Raw genomic sequence first — 15,935 nt, 5'->3', positions numbered from 1 at the left:
CGTCATCAAAGGGGGAAACAGCATGAAAAGAGAGAAAGCCAAACAGATGAAAGCTCCAAAAGGGAACCGTTCTATGCTGATGGGCGCAGCCTTTTTAATGGCAACGTCCGCCATTGGACCGGGATTTTTAACACAAACAACGGTGTTCACACAGCAGCTCGCAGCTAGCTTTGGGTTTGTCATCTTGATTTCCATTTTGCTAGACATTTTTGCGCAAACAAATGTATGGCGTATCATTGCCGTCTCGGAAAAAAGAGGACAGGACATTGCCAATATGGTTCTGCCGGGTCTCGGATATGTGTTAGCCTGTTTGATTGTCATTGGGGGGCTTGCCTTTAATATTGGAAATATCGCCGGTGCGGGTCTCGGTTTTCAGGTCATATTCGGCGTCGATCCCCGCATAGGGGCTGGGGTCAGTGCAGTCATTGCCATTCTCATTTTTGTCATCAAAGAGGCAGGAAAAGCGATGGACCGATTCACACAAATCGCTGGTTTTGTCATGATTGGTCTGATGCTGTATGTGGCTATTTCCACAGCACCGCCAGTTGGAGAAGCGGTCATGAGAACTTTCGTGCCAGAGAAAATTGACATGTTATCAATTGTCACACTTGTCGGCGGGACAGTTGGTGGCTATATCGTTTTTGCTGGTGGTCATCGTCTGCTGGATGCTGGCATTAAGGGGAAGGATGCATTGCCTCAAGTGACGAAAAGTTCCATTTTCGGTATTTTGATCACATCCGTGATGCGTGTTGCTTTATTTTTAGCCGTTCTAGGAGTTGTCTCAAAAGGCTTACAGATTGATCCGTCGAACCCGCCTGCGTCTGTTTTTCAATTAGCATCTGGAAATGTTGGATATAAAATGTTCGGGATTATTATGTGGGCTGCCGCCATTACCTCAGTCATTGGAGCAGCATACACCTCCGTTTCTTTCTTTAAAACCTTCTCACCAAAAATCGAGAAAAATCAACGAGGCATTATCGTTGGATTCATTGCGCTCTCGACCATTTGTTTTATCACGATTGGAAGACCTGTGAACATATTGATTTTGGTTGGGGCCATCAATGCATTGATCTTGCCGCTTGCACTCGGGACATTGCTGATTGCTGCCTATAAAAAAGAAATTGTCGGTGATTATCGCCATCCATTCTTTTTGACAGCAACAGGTGCGTTTGTTGTTGTCATCATGGCAATCATGGGCGGATATACCATCATGAATGAAATTCCAAAACTATGGAGCTGATCACATGAAAGCATATCAAACCTATAAGCCGTCACAAATAAGGGAATTGATTCGTAAGCAGAAGATCACAGGACCAACGGCTGGCTTTGCTGAGGGATTTGCGCAAGCCAACTTAATGATCGTCAAAAAAGAGCTGGCCTTCGATTTTCTTTTATTTTGTCAGCGGAATCCGGCTTCGTGCCCTTTGCTTGATGTGCTCGACCCAGGTGATCCAGTGCCAAGGCGTTCAGCACCTGATGCGGATATTCGAACGGATTTCCCTAAATATTGTGTTTACAAAAAAGGGGTTCTTCAAGAAGAGGTAACAGATATTTCTTCCTATTGGGAGGATGATATGGTGGGCTTTCTCATCGGATGCAGCTTTACGTTTGAGCATGCACTGATGCTGAATGACATTCCTGTCCGCCATATTGAAGACGGTCATAATGTACCAATGTATCAAACGAACATTCCATGTGAAAGGGCAGGTGTATTCCATGGTCCGATGGTTGTCAGTATGAGGCCGATCCCAGCGCATCAAGTCACAAGAAGTGTTCAGGTGACATCTAGATTCCCATCGGTACATGGCGGTCCTATCCATATAGGTGATCCAGCTGTGATTGGCATTGAACATGTAGATCAACCAGACTTTGGAGAACCATCTGTGATCAAAGAAGGGGAAGTTCCGGTGTTTTGGGCATGTGGTGTGACGCCGCAAGCCATCGTCATGCACACTAAGCCAGACATTGCGATCACCCATGCACCCGGTCATATGTTTATCACAGATGTAAGAGATCAAAAGCTCGGTGTCCTGTAGAAAGAGAGGTGTCATAAAAGTGGCATTTTCAACGATAAAAGATACGATCACGTTCCACCCGCTAGGAGACGCAGCCATTGTCATCCAAGCCGGGACTGACATAAGTGAAGACATTCATGAGCGTGTGAAGCAGCTGTTTTCATGTATTGAACAGCATCCATTTGACGGATATGTGGAAGCTGTTCAAGCTTTTACAAACGTGACCGTCTTTTATGAGCCCTATAAGGTGTATCAATCTGCTCAGCTTAAGCAACGTGCGATCTCTCCGTATGAATGGGTCAAAGACTATATTGAAAACCTCCTTGAAGACAACTGGCAGGAGGGGAATCAAGCAAAGCGCCGGATTATCGACATTCCTGTATGTTATGGAGGAGAGCTCGGTCCTGACTTAGAAGAAGTCGCCCGTATCAATGGTTTGACGCCTGAAGAAGTTGTACGCATTCACACATCCGGGAGGTATCTTGTCTATATGATTGGGTTTGCTCCTGGGTTCCCGTTTTTAGGCGGACTTTCTGAAAAAATTGCAGCTCCGCGTAGAGAAACACCAAGAATGTCGATTCCGAAAGGATCTGTGGGTATTGCGGGGAAGCAGACAGGGGTTTATCCGATATCTACACCGGGAGGCTGGCAGCTCATTGGACAAACCCCTTTGTCCTTATTTCGGCCGAATGCTGAGAGACCTAGTCTACTAAAGGCAGGGGACGAGGTTCGATTTGTTCAACTGTCTGAAAAGGAATTTTTCAGCATGAAGGAGGAAGATCGTTGAGTATTCATGTCATCAAGCCAGGAATGTTCACCACCATTCAAGATAAAGGGAGAATAGGCTATCAGAAGTACGGTGTTTTAACGAGCGGCGGCATGGACCCGCTCTCGCTCCGAATCGCCAACATCCTCACCGGGAATCAAGAAAACGAAGCGGTGCTGGAAATCACATTAATGGGGCCCGGTCCAGTGTTGACATGTCAGAAGGATCAGCTGATCGCCGTGACCGGTGCTGATGTGGAGGTTGAGATTGACGGGGAACAAGTGCCTCTATGGAAACCGCTCTTCATTCGAGCAGGAAGCACGATCACCTTTGGCCCTTGTAAGAGGGGATGCCGCTCCTACCTCGCTGTAGCCGGTGGATTTGATGTTGAGCCGGTGATGAAAAGTAAAAGTACGTACGTCAGAGCGAAGATAGGCGGGGTAGAAGGGCGTCCGCTAGAAAAAGGAGACGTCCTGCCGATTGGAGAACCGTCACCACTGGCGGTGAGCCTCGTTCACATGTTAAAAAGCAAAGGGGAACGTGCGCCAGAATGGACAGTCAATCATGCTCATTTTTTGCCTCTCGGGAAATCACCAGTCATTCGGGTGCTGGCAGGCAGACATCTATCTCATTTTCAGGAAGAATCGCAGCAAGCTTTTTTCGAACGGTCTTATCAGGTCACTCCCCAATCTGATCGTATGGGATGCAGATTGAAAGGGGAACCGATACGTTTAAAGCAAAAGCTTGAATTGATTTCAGAAGCGGTTGCTTTTGGCTCTATTCAAATTCCTCCTGACGGCCAGCCGATTATTCTGCTCGCAGATCGTCAAACGACAGGTGGATATCCCCGTATTGGTGAGGTGGCAACAGTCGATTTGCCGCTCATTGCGCAGGCGATGCCTGGAGCGAATCTCACGTTTCAACAAATTGACCGCCAAGAAGCAGAGCAAGCCTTATTCACACAAGAAGCAGAAATGAGGGACCTGACGGCAAGATTAAAACTCGAAGCATTTTCGTTTTAGAAAAGGTGAGAAACATGCAGAACACAAATAAAACCGTTGTGAAATCAATGGAGATATTACGGCTTTTTATCACACACGAACAATTAACGTTAAATGACATGATTGAGCTCTCGAGCATGCCCAAAACATCTGTACACCGAATGGCCAACTCGTTAGCCGATATGGGATTATTAGAAAAGCATCCTTCAGGTGTTTACCGATTAGGATTGATGTTCCTTGAATACGGTCAGCTTGTCGCCGACCGCCTCGATATCCGTAGAATTGCAAGGCCCTTTATGGAAAACTTGCGTGATGAGGTAGGTGAGGCTGTTCAGCTCATTATTCGTGAAGGAGATGAAGCCATTTATGTGGAGAAAATGGAAGGAACGCAGCCTGTCCGGCTCTATACCGCTGTCGGAAGAAGATCCCCATTATATGCGGGAGCTTGTGCGAGAAGTATTCTTTCCTTTTTGCCAGAGGAAGAGAGACTTGCCTATATTGATTCGGTAGAGCTCGGGAAAATCGGGATCGGAACCATTACTGATAAAGATGTCCTGCGAAACATGATCGAAGAATCAAACAGGCGCGGATATACGTTAAGCTATTCAGAGCTTGAAAACTATACTGCGGCTATTGGAGCGCCCATTTTCAATCATCACGGAGAAGTGGCAGCAGGCATTAGTATTGCCGGGTTTGAGGCAGGCTATCAAAAGGAACGGCTTCCTTATTTAATTGAGCAGGTCAAAAAAGCGGCCAGCGGCATTTCAAAAGAATTAGGTTTTGCATCTGAACAAATAAAAAGCCAATGACCGTTAAGATCATTGGCTTTTTGCGTGTTCATGATTAGAAAGTTTTACCTAAAGCTTTTGCACGTTCGATCGCATCTGCTTTAATTTGTTCTGCTTTTGCAGGCTCAGCATTGTGACCTTCAACAATAAGACCTTCGAAAGAAGGAATACCGAAGAAGTTTGCAATTGTTCCAAGGTAACGGTGACCTGCTTCTAGTTCAGCAGCAGGACCTTCAGTGTAGTATCCGCCACGTGCTTGGATGTGTAGCGCTTTTTTGTCTGTTAGTAATCCAACAGGACCTTGCTCAGTGTATTTGAATGTTTTACCAGCTACAGCAACAGAGTCGATGTATGCTTTAAGAACTGGTGGGAATGAGAAGTTCCAAAGTGGTGAAACAAATACGTATTTGTCAGCAGAAACGAATTGATCGCTTAATTCGTTTAGGCGAGCAACTTTCGCTTGCTCTTCAGCTGAAAGTGTATCGAAGCCAGCACCAGATTGAAGCTTGCCCCATCCAGCGAATACATCTGCATCAATGTGAGGAATGTTTTCTTTGTACAAATCGATATGTACAACCTCGTCACTTGGATTTGCTTCCTTATAAGATTCGATAAATGCTTTAGCAGTAGCCATACTGTAAGAAACTGTTTCATCATGCGGATGTGCAGTGATGTATAAAACTTTTGCCATGTTCATTCAATCCTTCCTGTTTCAATGATTTTTTTAGCGTATCCCAAAGATACACTGAATATGTGGCATCTTTAATCATATTGGAATGCTATGAAAAAGATGTAACAAGCACAGTTACATAAAAACTGATATTTTCATTGTAATCACTATATAGTTTGAAGTCAAGGTATAAAGTCTTGAAATCAAGATAAAAAGTTTGTAAATTTTTCTGAAACGCTTCAAAGCTGCGATTTAAGCAAAAAAACCCTACTACCATTGAACAAAAAATGGATCGATATCGCAAGTAAAGTGTTTGTAAATGCGCTCATCCTGCGTCTTTGAAAAAAAGGTGGATGCCTTTAAGCCATCTGCTACAAGCATTTGTTCTTCTTTTTCGTATATATAAGAGAAGGCAGGAGAGAGTGAGGGATAAGAGTGGGACGATCCTATGTTGCGATTGGAGATTCCTTAACGGTTGGGGTGGGGGCACGTTTATTTGGCGGCGGTTTTACGGAGCGATATGCGGCGAAGCTTGAAAAGAAGCTGCATATACCGGTGAAACTGTCCGTATTTGCGAAATCAGGGTTAACAACGGAAGAGATCTTGCAGCTTTTTCAGCGGTCTGATGTAAGACGGGCGATTGCTCATGCTGACATCATCACCATCACAGGCTGCGGGAATGATCTAGTTCAAGCTGTTCTGCAGTATGAAAAAGGTGAAGATGAAAAGACACTGCTGCAAGCGTCTATGCATTGTCAGGCGAATTTTAGCAAAATGGTTCAAGAAATCGCTCTGATAAAAAGAGGACAGCATCAACCATACTGCGTATATTTATTGAATTTATATAATCCTTTTCCTGAGATTCCGATCGCCGAGAGATGGCTGAAGCAATACAACCATCACCTTCGCCAGCTTGCTGCGAATCCACATGTAGAAGTGGTGGATATTTACGGTGTATTTGAAGGTCATCAAAGCGCATACTTATCGATTGATCAATTTCATCCGAACCACAAAGGATATGAAGCAATGGCAGAAGCGCTGTTTCAACAATCCGCTAAGCAACTGTGATCCCGCGGGATTGCAGTTTTTTTCATTCTTTTAAATGAAGGGCTGTTTCGATATGATAAAAGAAACAAAGACAAAAGAGGTGTATGCATGCAGGAGATGAGCGCGTATTTTCATGAATTGAAAGGAACAGCTTATGAGGTAGGAAAGCAGCAGGCTGTCTGGCTGAAGGAGCACCCTTTGCTTAAAAAACAATACATTCAATCAGAACCGTTATCAAAAGAGGCTGTGAAGGAAACGAAGCAGCTGATTCGACCGTTTCTTCCTCAGTTAGAGGAAGAACTCACGGGATTTTGTGATGAAATGCAAATGGATGAAAGCAATTTGACCTTTTTCTATTCTTCGCATCTTCAGCCAGGCTGTTCCCATTGTGTGATGCAGGGAAATGAGGCTGCCAATCAACAAACGGTGATGCTACGCAACTATGATTTTTCTCCGCTGTTTGATGATATGCGTCTTGTATCTACACATGTGAAGGGCTCAGCAGTCCATACAGGCTCATCATTAATCTTATTTGGCAGATCTGATGGGATGAATGAGCATGGTCTATCGGTCACATTTTCTGCATGCGGTCCGCCTATTGGCAACGAACCAGGCTTAAAGCCGCCGGCTGTTGCTGGCTTGCAAGTATATCATGTCATTCGTGCTGTGCTAGAGTCCTGTAAAATGGTGGAGGATGCCGTCCGTTTGGTACAGGAAATGCCCGTCGCGTCAAATGTTCACCTAATGCTTGCCGACCGGCAGGGAGAGGCGGCTGTGATTGAAATGATTGATGGGCAAAAAAAGGTGAGAAGGCCGGAGCGTGGATTTATTGCGGCTACGAACCATCCGCTTGCTGATCATACGGCAAAAGGGTTGACGAAACATCATTCTGTTGTCAGGTACGACATGTTAATTCAAGCTTTAGAAGAACAGCCGTCAAGCGAGTCTCTTACGGAACTATTTCAGGCAGAATACCCTGCTGGTCTGACTGTGCACAATTATGAAGAGCTGTTTGGGACGATGCGAACCGTCATGTTTCGGCCGGAGGAAGGGACGATGGAGTATTGCTTTGGCTCTCCCGTCTATCATCCTACCTATTCATTAAAGGTCGGGGGCACACTGCCATTTCATGAACGAACGATTCAATTTCATCAAAAGGATTATGGACCTTCCTTTTGGAAAAACGTGTGAGTCTTTCATTTTGTCACAGCCTGTGTGCCAAATTTAGATCAACTTCAGGTTGCATCAATCAGTGAAAGCGTTTTATATTAAAGTGTGACAATAGACCTATTTAAGCAGAAGGAGGCATTTCATGTACATAACGGCACGAGAACAGAAAGTGATCAAATATATGATTCAGCAAAATCGTTATGTCACCATTCGTGAGATCGCCGATTCTGTTCAAGTAAGTACAAGAACCATTCATAGAGAACTTAAATCCATTAAACCTATTTTAAAGAATTACAACCTATCACTTGATAAACAGCCGGGGAAGGGCTTGAAGGCGGTCGGTGAACAGGAAGACAAACAGCGGCTTCTGTCTCATATTTCAAATGAAGATCAAATTGAATATAGTTCTGATGAACGGAAGCTCTTAATCCTGTGTGCCCTGCTCGAAGCAAAGGAACCGGTGAAATTATATACACTTGCAGCCGACTTGCAGGTTACAAATGCGACCATCAGCTACGACTTAGATGAACTGACGGACTGGATCGCTCCTTACGGTTTACTGCTCATCCGCAAGCGCGGGTACGGCATTGAATTAAAAGGACCGGAGGAAGCCAAGCGGAAAATTGTCGGGAACCTGATCGTCGACCGTCTCGACATTCAATTATTTCTCGAAACGATTGAGATGAATATTAAACATCGAACGAAAGCGACTGAAAAGGTGTTTGGGGTAGTCAGTCGAGGACAGCTGCTCAAGGTAGAAAGGCTGCTCTTTCATTTGAAAAACAGACTCTCTCTCTCGTTGTCAGATAGTGCCTATATTGCACTTGTCGTTCACTTAACCTATGCCATTGAACGCATTCAAATCGGTGAAACCATTCGGATGGAAGAGGAAGAATTGCTTGAATTAAAGCGGACGAAGGAATTTGAATCTTCACTCAGAATCGCGCGAGCATTAGAACGCATGTTTAATGTAGAGATTCCTGAAGCGGAGGTCGGCTACATGACCATCCATTTGCGCAGTGCAAATCGAAGCTTTACGGCAGAATACCGCATTGATGAGATTGAGTTAGATATCGCGCTGAGAACGAAGAAACTCATTGACTTTATTTCTCATAAAACAGGTTACCATTTAAATGAAAACGATTCATTGTATGAGGGACTCGTGTCTCATCTTGAACCAGCTATGAACCGTTTAAAAGAAAAGATGCGGATTTACAATCCGCTCACACAACAAATAAAAAAAGACTACTTCTTGCTGTTCATGGCGATTGAAGAAGGTGTGGAGCGCTTCTTTCCTGAGATCGAATTTCCAGAGGATGAAATTGCCTTTATCGTACTTCATTTTGGTTCGGTGCTTGAAATTAAAAAAGAAGAAACAAAGATTCATGCATTGGTCGTTTGCTCAAGCGGTATCGGGTCGTCAAAAATGCTCGCATCACGATTAAAAAAAGAACTGCCTGAGATCGCCAAATTCGATCTATCTTCCTTAATGGAGTTAAAGGAAATCGACGCGGCGAGCTATGACATGATCGTATCAACCGTTCCGATCCCATATGAGCATATTGATTACATTATGGTCAGCCCGCTCTTAAACGAGGATGACGCAGTGCGGGTCAAGTCTCATATTAAACGAAAAATTCCTTATCTGATTGAGAAAAAAAGAGCGCAGGAATCTGCAAAAGAATCGGTGGAGGAAACGGTTGATATGATAGGAATGGCAGAGCAAATCACGAATTATATGTCAGTGATTCGCAGCATCTTGTCCCATTTTACAATAGAAAAAAAGAAGACAATGGAGCAGCATGAGACAACAATGAGAGAGCTGATGCGTCAGGTTGAAAGTCAAGGCTATTTAGAACGTGCAGACGAAGTGACAGCCGGTTTACTTGAGCGTGAGCAGCAAGGTGGTTTAGGCATTCCAGGAACCGAGTTTGCTCTTTTTCACTTAAAGCATGATCTCATTAAGAAACCGGTCTTTCATATCTATGATCTTGATGAGGCATACGAGATCAAAAGCATGGATGGCGGGCAACAGCTCATGTCCAGAATGCTCCTCATGCTGGCGCCGCTAGAGCTTGGCAAAGAAGGGTCTGAAATGTTTAGCCTGATCAGTTCATCCATCATTGAAAGCGAAGAAAGCATGGCGCTTTATGGACAAGGAACAAAGGAAGAGATTGAACAGAAATTACATCAACTTTTTTATCAATTTGTCAAAGAGGCAAAATGGTAAGAAAAAGCCGAGAGCTTATTCGCTTCTCGGCTTTTTTGCTGTGACACAGACAGCGAGGGTGGGACGAATCTCTTCATATTCAACAGAAAACTGATCAAATCCAGCAAATTCTAAATCATTGAGGATGCTTTCGCCCATTTCTTTTGTCCGATTGGCGTCTGCTCCTTTTTCTCTTGGCTGCATCACAATGACGAGTTTTCCGCCAGGTTTCAAGGTGTGATAAAGGTTGAGTGCGCCAGCCTTTGGGTCATCCCAAATCGTATAATTGTTAACAGAAAGTACTTTGTCATACTGATCCGCCGGCAGGCGTGTTTTTTCAATTTTCCCGACATACAGCCGGACCTGCTTCTCTTTGGATCGTTTCTTTATACGCGAATGCGCCTGTTCCTTCATAGTTGAAGAAGCATCTAGTCCATCAATGTGAAGATCGTCATAATGCTTGAGCATATGTTTGATGCTATAGCCGGGGCCGTAGCCTATTTCCAAAATGTTTTCACCATCTGATAAATCTAAATGCTGGATCGCCCATTGATTCAGTGCCTTATTTTCATTTGCCATAATAAAACCTGCGATGCTTCCGAGCCAGCCTTTTGGTCTGCTAAAGGTTTTAGAAATGGTTGATAGCATGTGAGAACGCTCCTTTTTCATGTTTATGTAACCGATTTTTCCCATCCTGAAACCTGTCAGTTTTCAAAACGCATTGATGACGCATAGGGATGTTTGAGTAAAAAAATGAAGTGGTAATGAAAGGATACATCAACAAATCAAGGAGGAGCTTACACATGGATTTACGTGAATACTTAACAAATGGCATTCCGCGCCAAACGCAGGATCAGCAGCCGGGCAGTGAAAGAGAAATGAATCCTGCGCCGATCTATGAGGATGAATCGTATAAAGGGTCTGGTAAGCTAAAAGGAAAAGTAGCGCTGATTACAGGTGGAGACAGCGGAATTGGACGTGCCGTTTCTGTCGCGTATGCCAAAGAAGGAGCTCATGTCGCGATCGTATACTTAAATGAACATGAGGATGCAGAAGATACGCAAAAACGTGTAGAACAGGAAGGCGTTAAATGTTTAACGATTGCAGGGGATGTCGGGGACGAAGCCTTTTGCGAGAAAGCGGTAGAAAAGACAGTTGAAGCCTTTGGGAAGCTGGACATATTAGTCAATAATGCGGCCGAACAGCATCCGAAAGAACGTATTCAAGATATTTCTAGTGAACAGCTTCACCAAACCTTTAGAACCAATTTCTATTCTTATTTTTATTTTACGAAGAAGGCACTCGATTACTTAAAACCGGGAAGTTCCATTATTAATACAACATCTATTAACCCGTATCGAGGCAACAAAGTGCTCATTGATTATACGGCGACAAAAGGGGCCATCAACGGCTTTACTCGTTCTATGGCACAGTCGCTTGTGAAAGATGGTATTCGGGTAAACGGTGTAGCGCCCGGCCCAATTTGGACGCCGCTCATTCCATCTACATTTGATGAAGACAGTGTCGAAAGCTTCGGGGCCGAGACGCCAATGGGAAGACCAGGACAGCCTGTGGAGCATGTAGGCTGCTATGTACTGCTTGCTTCGGACGAATCGTCTTATATGACGGGACAGACACTTCACGTCAACGGCGGTTCCTTTATGAATACATGATCAATAAACACGCCGCCCAGCTTTGATTGGGCGGTGTATTTAGTATTTCTTCCGATTCTTCTGTACAGATGAGACAGACCATATGATAATGCCCACAACAACCGCTGCAATAACAAGTGAACTCAAATGGAACATCGTTTCATGATGCATGTTCAACTTCCCCTTTCAATGTGTCCGTTTTTTATAGCATCAGCTAGAAGATGTCTTTTTATGAAAAACACATTTCTTTGTTTAATGAATGGGTTGTCGTGGAAACCTAAGAGTACGGATGACATTTTGAAGGAGTGAAGATACATGTCACAAGAAGAGTTAAAACAAAAGGTAATGAACTTATTAGATGAACAAAAAGTTGGAACATTGGCGACTGTTGAACAAGATAAGCCGCATACCCGCTATATGACTTTTTTTCATGAAGGGCTGACATTATATACACCAACAAGCAAAGAAACACATAAAGCGGATGAGATTGAAAAAAATCCGAATGTTCATATTCTCATTGGTTATTCAGGTGAAGGATTTGGGGACACATATGCAGAAATAGCAGGTAAAGCCACATTAACGGATGATCCAGAATTGATCGACCGCCTTTGGTCTGATGAGATGGAGAAATGGTTTAAAGGAAAAGATGATCCAAACCTAGTGATCCTTAAGATTGACCCAACCTCCATTCGTTATATGAACGAAGGAAACCGGACACCAGCAGAATTATCACTTTAACACTTGCGTAAGTTGGGGGAACGTGTTATATTTTTATATTAAGTGTTGAAATAGCAAATAAATAAAGAAAGTAAACTTTCTTTTTTCTATGACATAATGAGAAGCAATAGAGCTTCTACTTGATAAGAACGAGACGCTGTCAAAGCGAACAAACTTATTCTTTTCCTTCTGCAACCGCCCCCCTATAAAAGCGGAAGAATGGAAAAAAGACGTTTTGATTTACAATTCACACTGGCACGGCTTCGGAGCCGTAAGGACGAATGAGAGGTAGGGCTTTCGTTGTCTTGTTATCCAGAACTTCCATGGCGTTTACTTTCAAACGTAGGTTCACTCGGAACACATATGACACACTGATATGATCGAATCTTAATTCATACACTCCGTGATGGAGATTAAACATTGATTATTTATTTGCATGAAAAGAGTAAGAAACGGGCTGCCATCTATTTGGCAGCCTTTTTTAGGTTAAAAGCGGATACCATCCGCATGACATCCCCTTCAAAAAGATTCGCCGTCAACAATAGAACAACGAACACTCATCGACAGAAAGAGGAAATGCTTCATCATCACTCCCTTCGCCCTTTCTTCTGATACCTCCAAATCCCGCCAATAAAAAAGAACATCACCGTAAACAAAATAGAGAAGATCAACATGTCCAGCAGTGTCACGCCTCTATCTGGATGCACAACCCCAAACCAAACCCATTGAAGAACAAAAGAGATAGCAAAATAAAAGATGGATTCTTTCATGAAATTCTCCTTTTTACTTGTTTTTTTGACTGTTTAGCCACACCATCCAGATGAAAAAGGAACAAATGGCGCATGCGAGCAAAGTGACAGGCGGCAAGGTGTGCCAGCTAGTCAGCCCCTTTACAAAGCACATATAAAAAAAGAAAATGGTAATAGATACGAGCACCCCTTGCTTGAACCAACGGGGAACACGCAGCCAAGCCGCTAGAATGATCGATGATAGCTTATCCATTGAGATAACATCCTTTTTTTTGAATCTGATTGGATTTTATCGTAAACAATCAAATATGTAAAATATGGATTTAGAAAGTTGGAATGGTATTCTTCTAGCATGAAACATTCTCGCTGCACTGACGTATAAGAAAAAGGAACTCCATGAAAGGAAGCGATCAAGTGAAAAGAATACCAGTGATTTTCCTCAGGTATATTGTCTTCTTTATTCCAGCAATCATTCTTAGTGTCTTGGTGTGGAACCATTACCAAGATGATTTGTCAGCAGGGAAAGCGACGCAATATGACGTCAAACAAATATTTACATTCGATGAAGGAAAACGAGTAGTGAGTGCTGTATCAAAAAACCAGCAGCTCCATTTTGCAATGTATGATCCTCAATCAGGAAAAAGAATCAGTGAATGGACCACGGAAAGCGATACGTTTAATGAAATGCTGCCATCTATTCAAGGGAACCATCTCTTACTTGCTTTAAAAAATAAAGACGAGCAGCTGTTGATCGAAAAACTGTCTCCAAGCGGAGCAAAGAAAGAACTCGTCAAGCAAAACTTACAGATTCCCTCATTTTTAAAAACGAATACATATCAATGGAATGGACGTCTTGTGTTTACAGGAGAAATGGAAGGAGCTGCTGCGGTCCTCGGTGAGCTAAAGAATGGTCAGTTTCATGTCCACAATCTCAACGAGCTGAAGCTGCCAGCAAGACCTGTTTCCATCGATGTCGTCATGAATTCTTTTAGAGGGCAGACCCCATTCCCTATGTTTGAATTGACTTTGAAAAATGACCAAAAGGCGTATGTCAGCGGAATCTCAAATGAGAAGCATCAGCTTGGGGTCTATGTCTCCAAAAGTGCAGAACCGTTCAGCCTCATCGAAGATAAAGTCGTGCAGCAGCTGCAAAAAACGATCGGATCATCACAAAACGTGGCTGTCGCTGTCGAAGCCAACTATCCAAAAAGACCAAGGAAAGTGAATGCAGAGGGAAGGCTTGGGGAAGTCGTCCCAACACCAAAACCAATTTACCAAACTTTTATCTACCAGCTGAATGAAGAAGAAGTTCTTCTTTTAGGCTCGACAGCAAAGGACGAAGCAAAAGGCAAGCTGACTGGTTATATTTATAATCATCGCACGAATAAGGCGACGTCTGCCAGCAAGCTGTCTCAGTCGTTGTCATATGAATCTTTACAAAAAGAAGATCTCTCTTTTCATAAAAATGTGAAGAGCAATTGGCTCTATTATTCACTTGGCAACCAATTAACGGGGGCATTTGAGACGAAAAGCAAACAGCTAAAGGAATTTCCTTTGCAAAAGGTCATCTCAATCGAAAATGCCAGTCCAGCCCACCAAACGTCTGTTGACACCTTTATACAATATGTCATGAAGGGCGGACCACTCATTCTCAACTGGGCGATATGGCTCTTTATCCCACTGCTGTTATTTGTGCTAGCGATCTTCCTGCCACCGATTTTGAGGCTGGTGAGAAAGAACAAGATAAAAGACAGTGTCACATTAGAAGCCAATATTGTATCTGTCAAAGAAACGGGTACCTACATCAACGAACAGCCGCTGGTCAACATGCAGCTTCAATTTCAATATGATGGGAGAAATATCGAGAAGGCGGTTAAAACGGTTGTATCCTATACTCAGATACCGCAGCCGGGTCAGCGTATCGCTATTCTTTACAATCCGAAAAAGAAAAAGGCGATGCTCTTAAAAGAGGGTGACTTCTCGCAGCCAAGCGAGCCAAAGTTCATCAAAGGCGCTATTTTAAGAAACATAGAATCATATGGAACCGTAGGACGAGGCACCGTCTTATCACTTACATTTGAAGCAGATCAGAAAAGGTATACCATTCCGATGATTCAAGCCGCTGGTTTTGAGTTTAGAACAGGAGAAAAAGCCGATCTCGTTGACATCAGCGGTCAGTTGAAAATGGCAGCCTATGGGCATGAAGTGCGGAATCGATCAGGAGAAGATGTGACGTTAACAGGTACCATCCAGCGGGTGAAGCCATACCCAGTTACGATTCATGGACAGAAACCGATCATGCTAGATGTGACGGTTTCAAGCGGAGATCAGTCCATCACAAAAACGGTCAGCCAATTCATCCCTGATCATATGCAGGTTGCGCCAGGAACACAAATCACGATGCAGACAAAAAAAGAAGAGTTGAATAGAGAAATGGGACTCATGCAAGAGAAACAAGGAAGTGCAAAAGTGACCGAAGTGTCGTTTGTCGGGGTCATCGGCAACCTTCCGTTAGCGATCATTCAAGTCGAAAGAAATGGTGTGCAGTATGAGATCAAGCAGCCAATCGATCCAATTACTAGCGTATTGCCTGATGATGAATTATGGATAGCGTTTAACGATATGACACGTCAAGCAGCCATTGTGAAATATGCATCGATATAAAAAAGCGTTCCATTATCAGAACGCTTCAACATAAAGACAAAGGGCTAAAACGACATTCGTTTTAGCCCTTTTGATTAAGCTTTTGTATCATACTGGCGAAGCACCTTGTCATAGGCGAAGTTGCCGAAAGGAATGAATGCCGCAAAGAATCCGGCGATGGACCATTTCAAATGCCAGCGAACTTTAAATGTCACATATGCCAAAATGAGCATATAGATCACAAACAATGCGCCATGAAGAGAGCCCACAATGGTGACCGCCATCGGAATATCCGCAAAATATTTTAGAGGCATGGCAATTAAAAGAAGGGTTAAAAGAGACATACCCTCAATAAAACCCGCCTGTCTCAGACGGCTGATACTTGTATGCATATACAAATCCTCCTGTATAAAAGCTAGTTTCTCATCTTCTAATATAAACGAAAGATCGCCTGAACATGCGATAATCTACGAAAAATTCAAAATATGTTCAACGAATGCTTAAAAAA

General features: G+C 43.4%; 16 protein-coding genes. 11 read left to right on the top strand and 5 right to left on the bottom strand.

The genetic code is table 11. The features are described from left to right. Positions 1 to 22: 22 nt before the first annotated feature. Genes N521_RS05985 through N521_RS05965 form a run of 5 tightly spaced genes read left to right on the top strand, consistent with a single transcriptional unit; the run spans position 23 to position 4,591 of the window. A complete protein-coding gene (locus tag N521_RS05985; protein WP_008347191.1) occupies positions 23 to 1,240 on the top strand; it encodes an NRAMP family divalent metal transporter in 1,218 nt (405 codons plus the stop codon). 4 nt (positions 1,241 to 1,244) lie between these two features. Next, positions 1,245 to 2,036 (top strand): putative hydro-lyase, encoded by a 792-nt coding sequence (locus N521_RS05980; protein ID WP_035390433.1) that lies wholly within the window; start codon positions 1,245 to 1,247, stop codon positions 2,034 to 2,036. A 19-nt stretch (positions 2,037 to 2,055) separates the two neighbouring features. Next, a complete protein-coding gene (gene pxpB, locus N521_RS05975) occupies positions 2,056 to 2,802 on the top strand; it encodes a 5-oxoprolinase subunit PxpB (RefSeq protein WP_035390432.1) in 747 nt (248 codons plus the stop codon). Continuing rightward, complete coding sequence (locus tag N521_RS05970; protein WP_035390431.1) at positions 2,799 to 3,803, top strand: 5-oxoprolinase subunit C family protein; 1,005 nt, start codon at positions 2,799 to 2,801, stop codon at positions 3,801 to 3,803. The genes pxpB and N521_RS05970 overlap by 4 nt, the downstream gene beginning before the upstream one ends. A 14-nt stretch (positions 3,804 to 3,817) precedes the next feature. Further along, complete coding sequence (locus N521_RS05965) at positions 3,818 to 4,591, top strand: IclR family transcriptional regulator (protein ID WP_007498093.1); 774 nt, start codon at positions 3,818 to 3,820, stop codon at positions 4,589 to 4,591. 34 nt (positions 4,592 to 4,625) lie between these two features. Here the strand turns inward: N521_RS05965 and N521_RS05960 are convergent, their stop codons facing one another. Beyond that, complete coding sequence (locus N521_RS05960) at positions 4,626 to 5,261, bottom strand: FMN-dependent NADH-azoreductase (protein ID WP_024720223.1); 636 nt, start codon at positions 5,259 to 5,261, stop codon at positions 4,626 to 4,628. A gap of 414 nt (positions 5,262 to 5,675) precedes the next feature. Here N521_RS05960 and N521_RS05955 point away from each other — a divergent pair, with 414 nt between their 5' ends. From N521_RS05955 to N521_RS05945, 3 genes are all read left to right on the top strand, one after another. Beyond that, the gene (locus N521_RS05955; RefSeq protein ID WP_035390430.1) at positions 5,676 to 6,308 is read left to right on the top strand and encodes a GDSL-type esterase/lipase family protein; all 633 of its coding nucleotides are present in this window, start codon (positions 5,676 to 5,678) and stop codon (positions 6,306 to 6,308) included. Between the two features lie 87 nt (positions 6,309 to 6,395). Further along, positions 6,396 to 7,478, top strand: a complete 1,083-nt coding sequence (locus tag N521_RS05950) for a C45 family autoproteolytic acyltransferase/hydrolase (RefSeq protein WP_035390428.1) — start codon at positions 6,396 to 6,398, stop codon at positions 7,476 to 7,478. A gap of 121 nt (positions 7,479 to 7,599) precedes the next feature. After that, positions 7,600 to 9,687, top strand: coding sequence for a BglG family transcription antiterminator (locus N521_RS05945; RefSeq protein ID WP_035390426.1), 2,088 nt, complete (start codon positions 7,600 to 7,602; stop codon positions 9,685 to 9,687). Positions 9,688 to 9,702: 15 nt separating this feature from the next. Here N521_RS05945 and N521_RS05940 read toward each other — a convergent pair whose 3' ends face one another. Next, positions 9,703 to 10,314, bottom strand: coding sequence for a class I SAM-dependent methyltransferase (locus N521_RS05940; protein ID WP_017358489.1), 612 nt, complete (start codon positions 10,312 to 10,314; stop codon positions 9,703 to 9,705). Between the two features lie 155 nt (positions 10,315 to 10,469). On the opposite strand from N521_RS05940, the gene N521_RS05935 reads away from it, so the two are divergent. Next, the gene (locus tag N521_RS05935; RefSeq protein WP_035390424.1) at positions 10,470 to 11,339 is read left to right on the top strand and encodes an SDR family oxidoreductase; all 870 of its coding nucleotides are present in this window, start codon (positions 10,470 to 10,472) and stop codon (positions 11,337 to 11,339) included. Positions 11,340 to 11,633: 294 nt separating this feature from the next. After that, positions 11,634 to 12,056 carry a pyridoxamine 5'-phosphate oxidase family protein gene (locus tag N521_RS05930; RefSeq protein ID WP_008347166.1) on the top strand — a complete coding sequence of 141 codons (423 nt, stop codon included), beginning with the start codon at positions 11,634 to 11,636 and terminating at the stop codon, positions 12,054 to 12,056. Between the two features lie 566 nt (positions 12,057 to 12,622). On the opposite strand, the gene N521_RS05925 is transcribed toward N521_RS05930, so the two are convergent. Both N521_RS05925 and N521_RS05920 read right to left on the bottom strand, forming a co-directional pair. Further along, positions 12,623 to 12,805, bottom strand: a complete 183-nt coding sequence (locus N521_RS05925) for a hypothetical protein (RefSeq protein WP_035390422.1) — start codon at positions 12,803 to 12,805, stop codon at positions 12,623 to 12,625. A gap of 13 nt (positions 12,806 to 12,818) precedes the next feature. Continuing rightward, positions 12,819 to 13,037 (bottom strand): hypothetical protein, encoded by a 219-nt coding sequence (locus tag N521_RS05920; protein WP_035390420.1) that lies wholly within the window; start codon positions 13,035 to 13,037, stop codon positions 12,819 to 12,821. Between the two features lie 161 nt (positions 13,038 to 13,198). On the opposite strand from N521_RS05920, the gene N521_RS05915 reads away from it, so the two are divergent. Then, positions 13,199 to 15,448 (top strand): hypothetical protein, encoded by a 2,250-nt coding sequence (locus tag N521_RS05915; protein ID WP_231493298.1) that lies wholly within the window; start codon positions 13,199 to 13,201, stop codon positions 15,446 to 15,448. Between the two features lie 74 nt (positions 15,449 to 15,522). Here N521_RS05915 and N521_RS05910 read toward each other — a convergent pair whose 3' ends face one another. Continuing rightward, on the bottom strand, positions 15,523 to 15,819 hold the full coding sequence (locus N521_RS05910) for a DUF3817 domain-containing protein (protein WP_008347156.1): 297 nt from the start codon (positions 15,817 to 15,819) through the stop codon (positions 15,523 to 15,525). Between the last annotated feature and the right edge of the window lie 116 nt (positions 15,820 to 15,935).

The organism is Bacillus sp. UNC125MFCrub1.1 (assembly GCF_000701305.1).
In the GTDB taxonomy this organism is placed as follows: Bacteria; Bacillota; Bacilli; order Bacillales; family Bacillaceae; genus Bacillus; species Bacillus altitudinis.
Note: the sequence above shows the minus strand (reverse complement) of the source record. Positions and strands in the feature narration are given on the sequence as shown.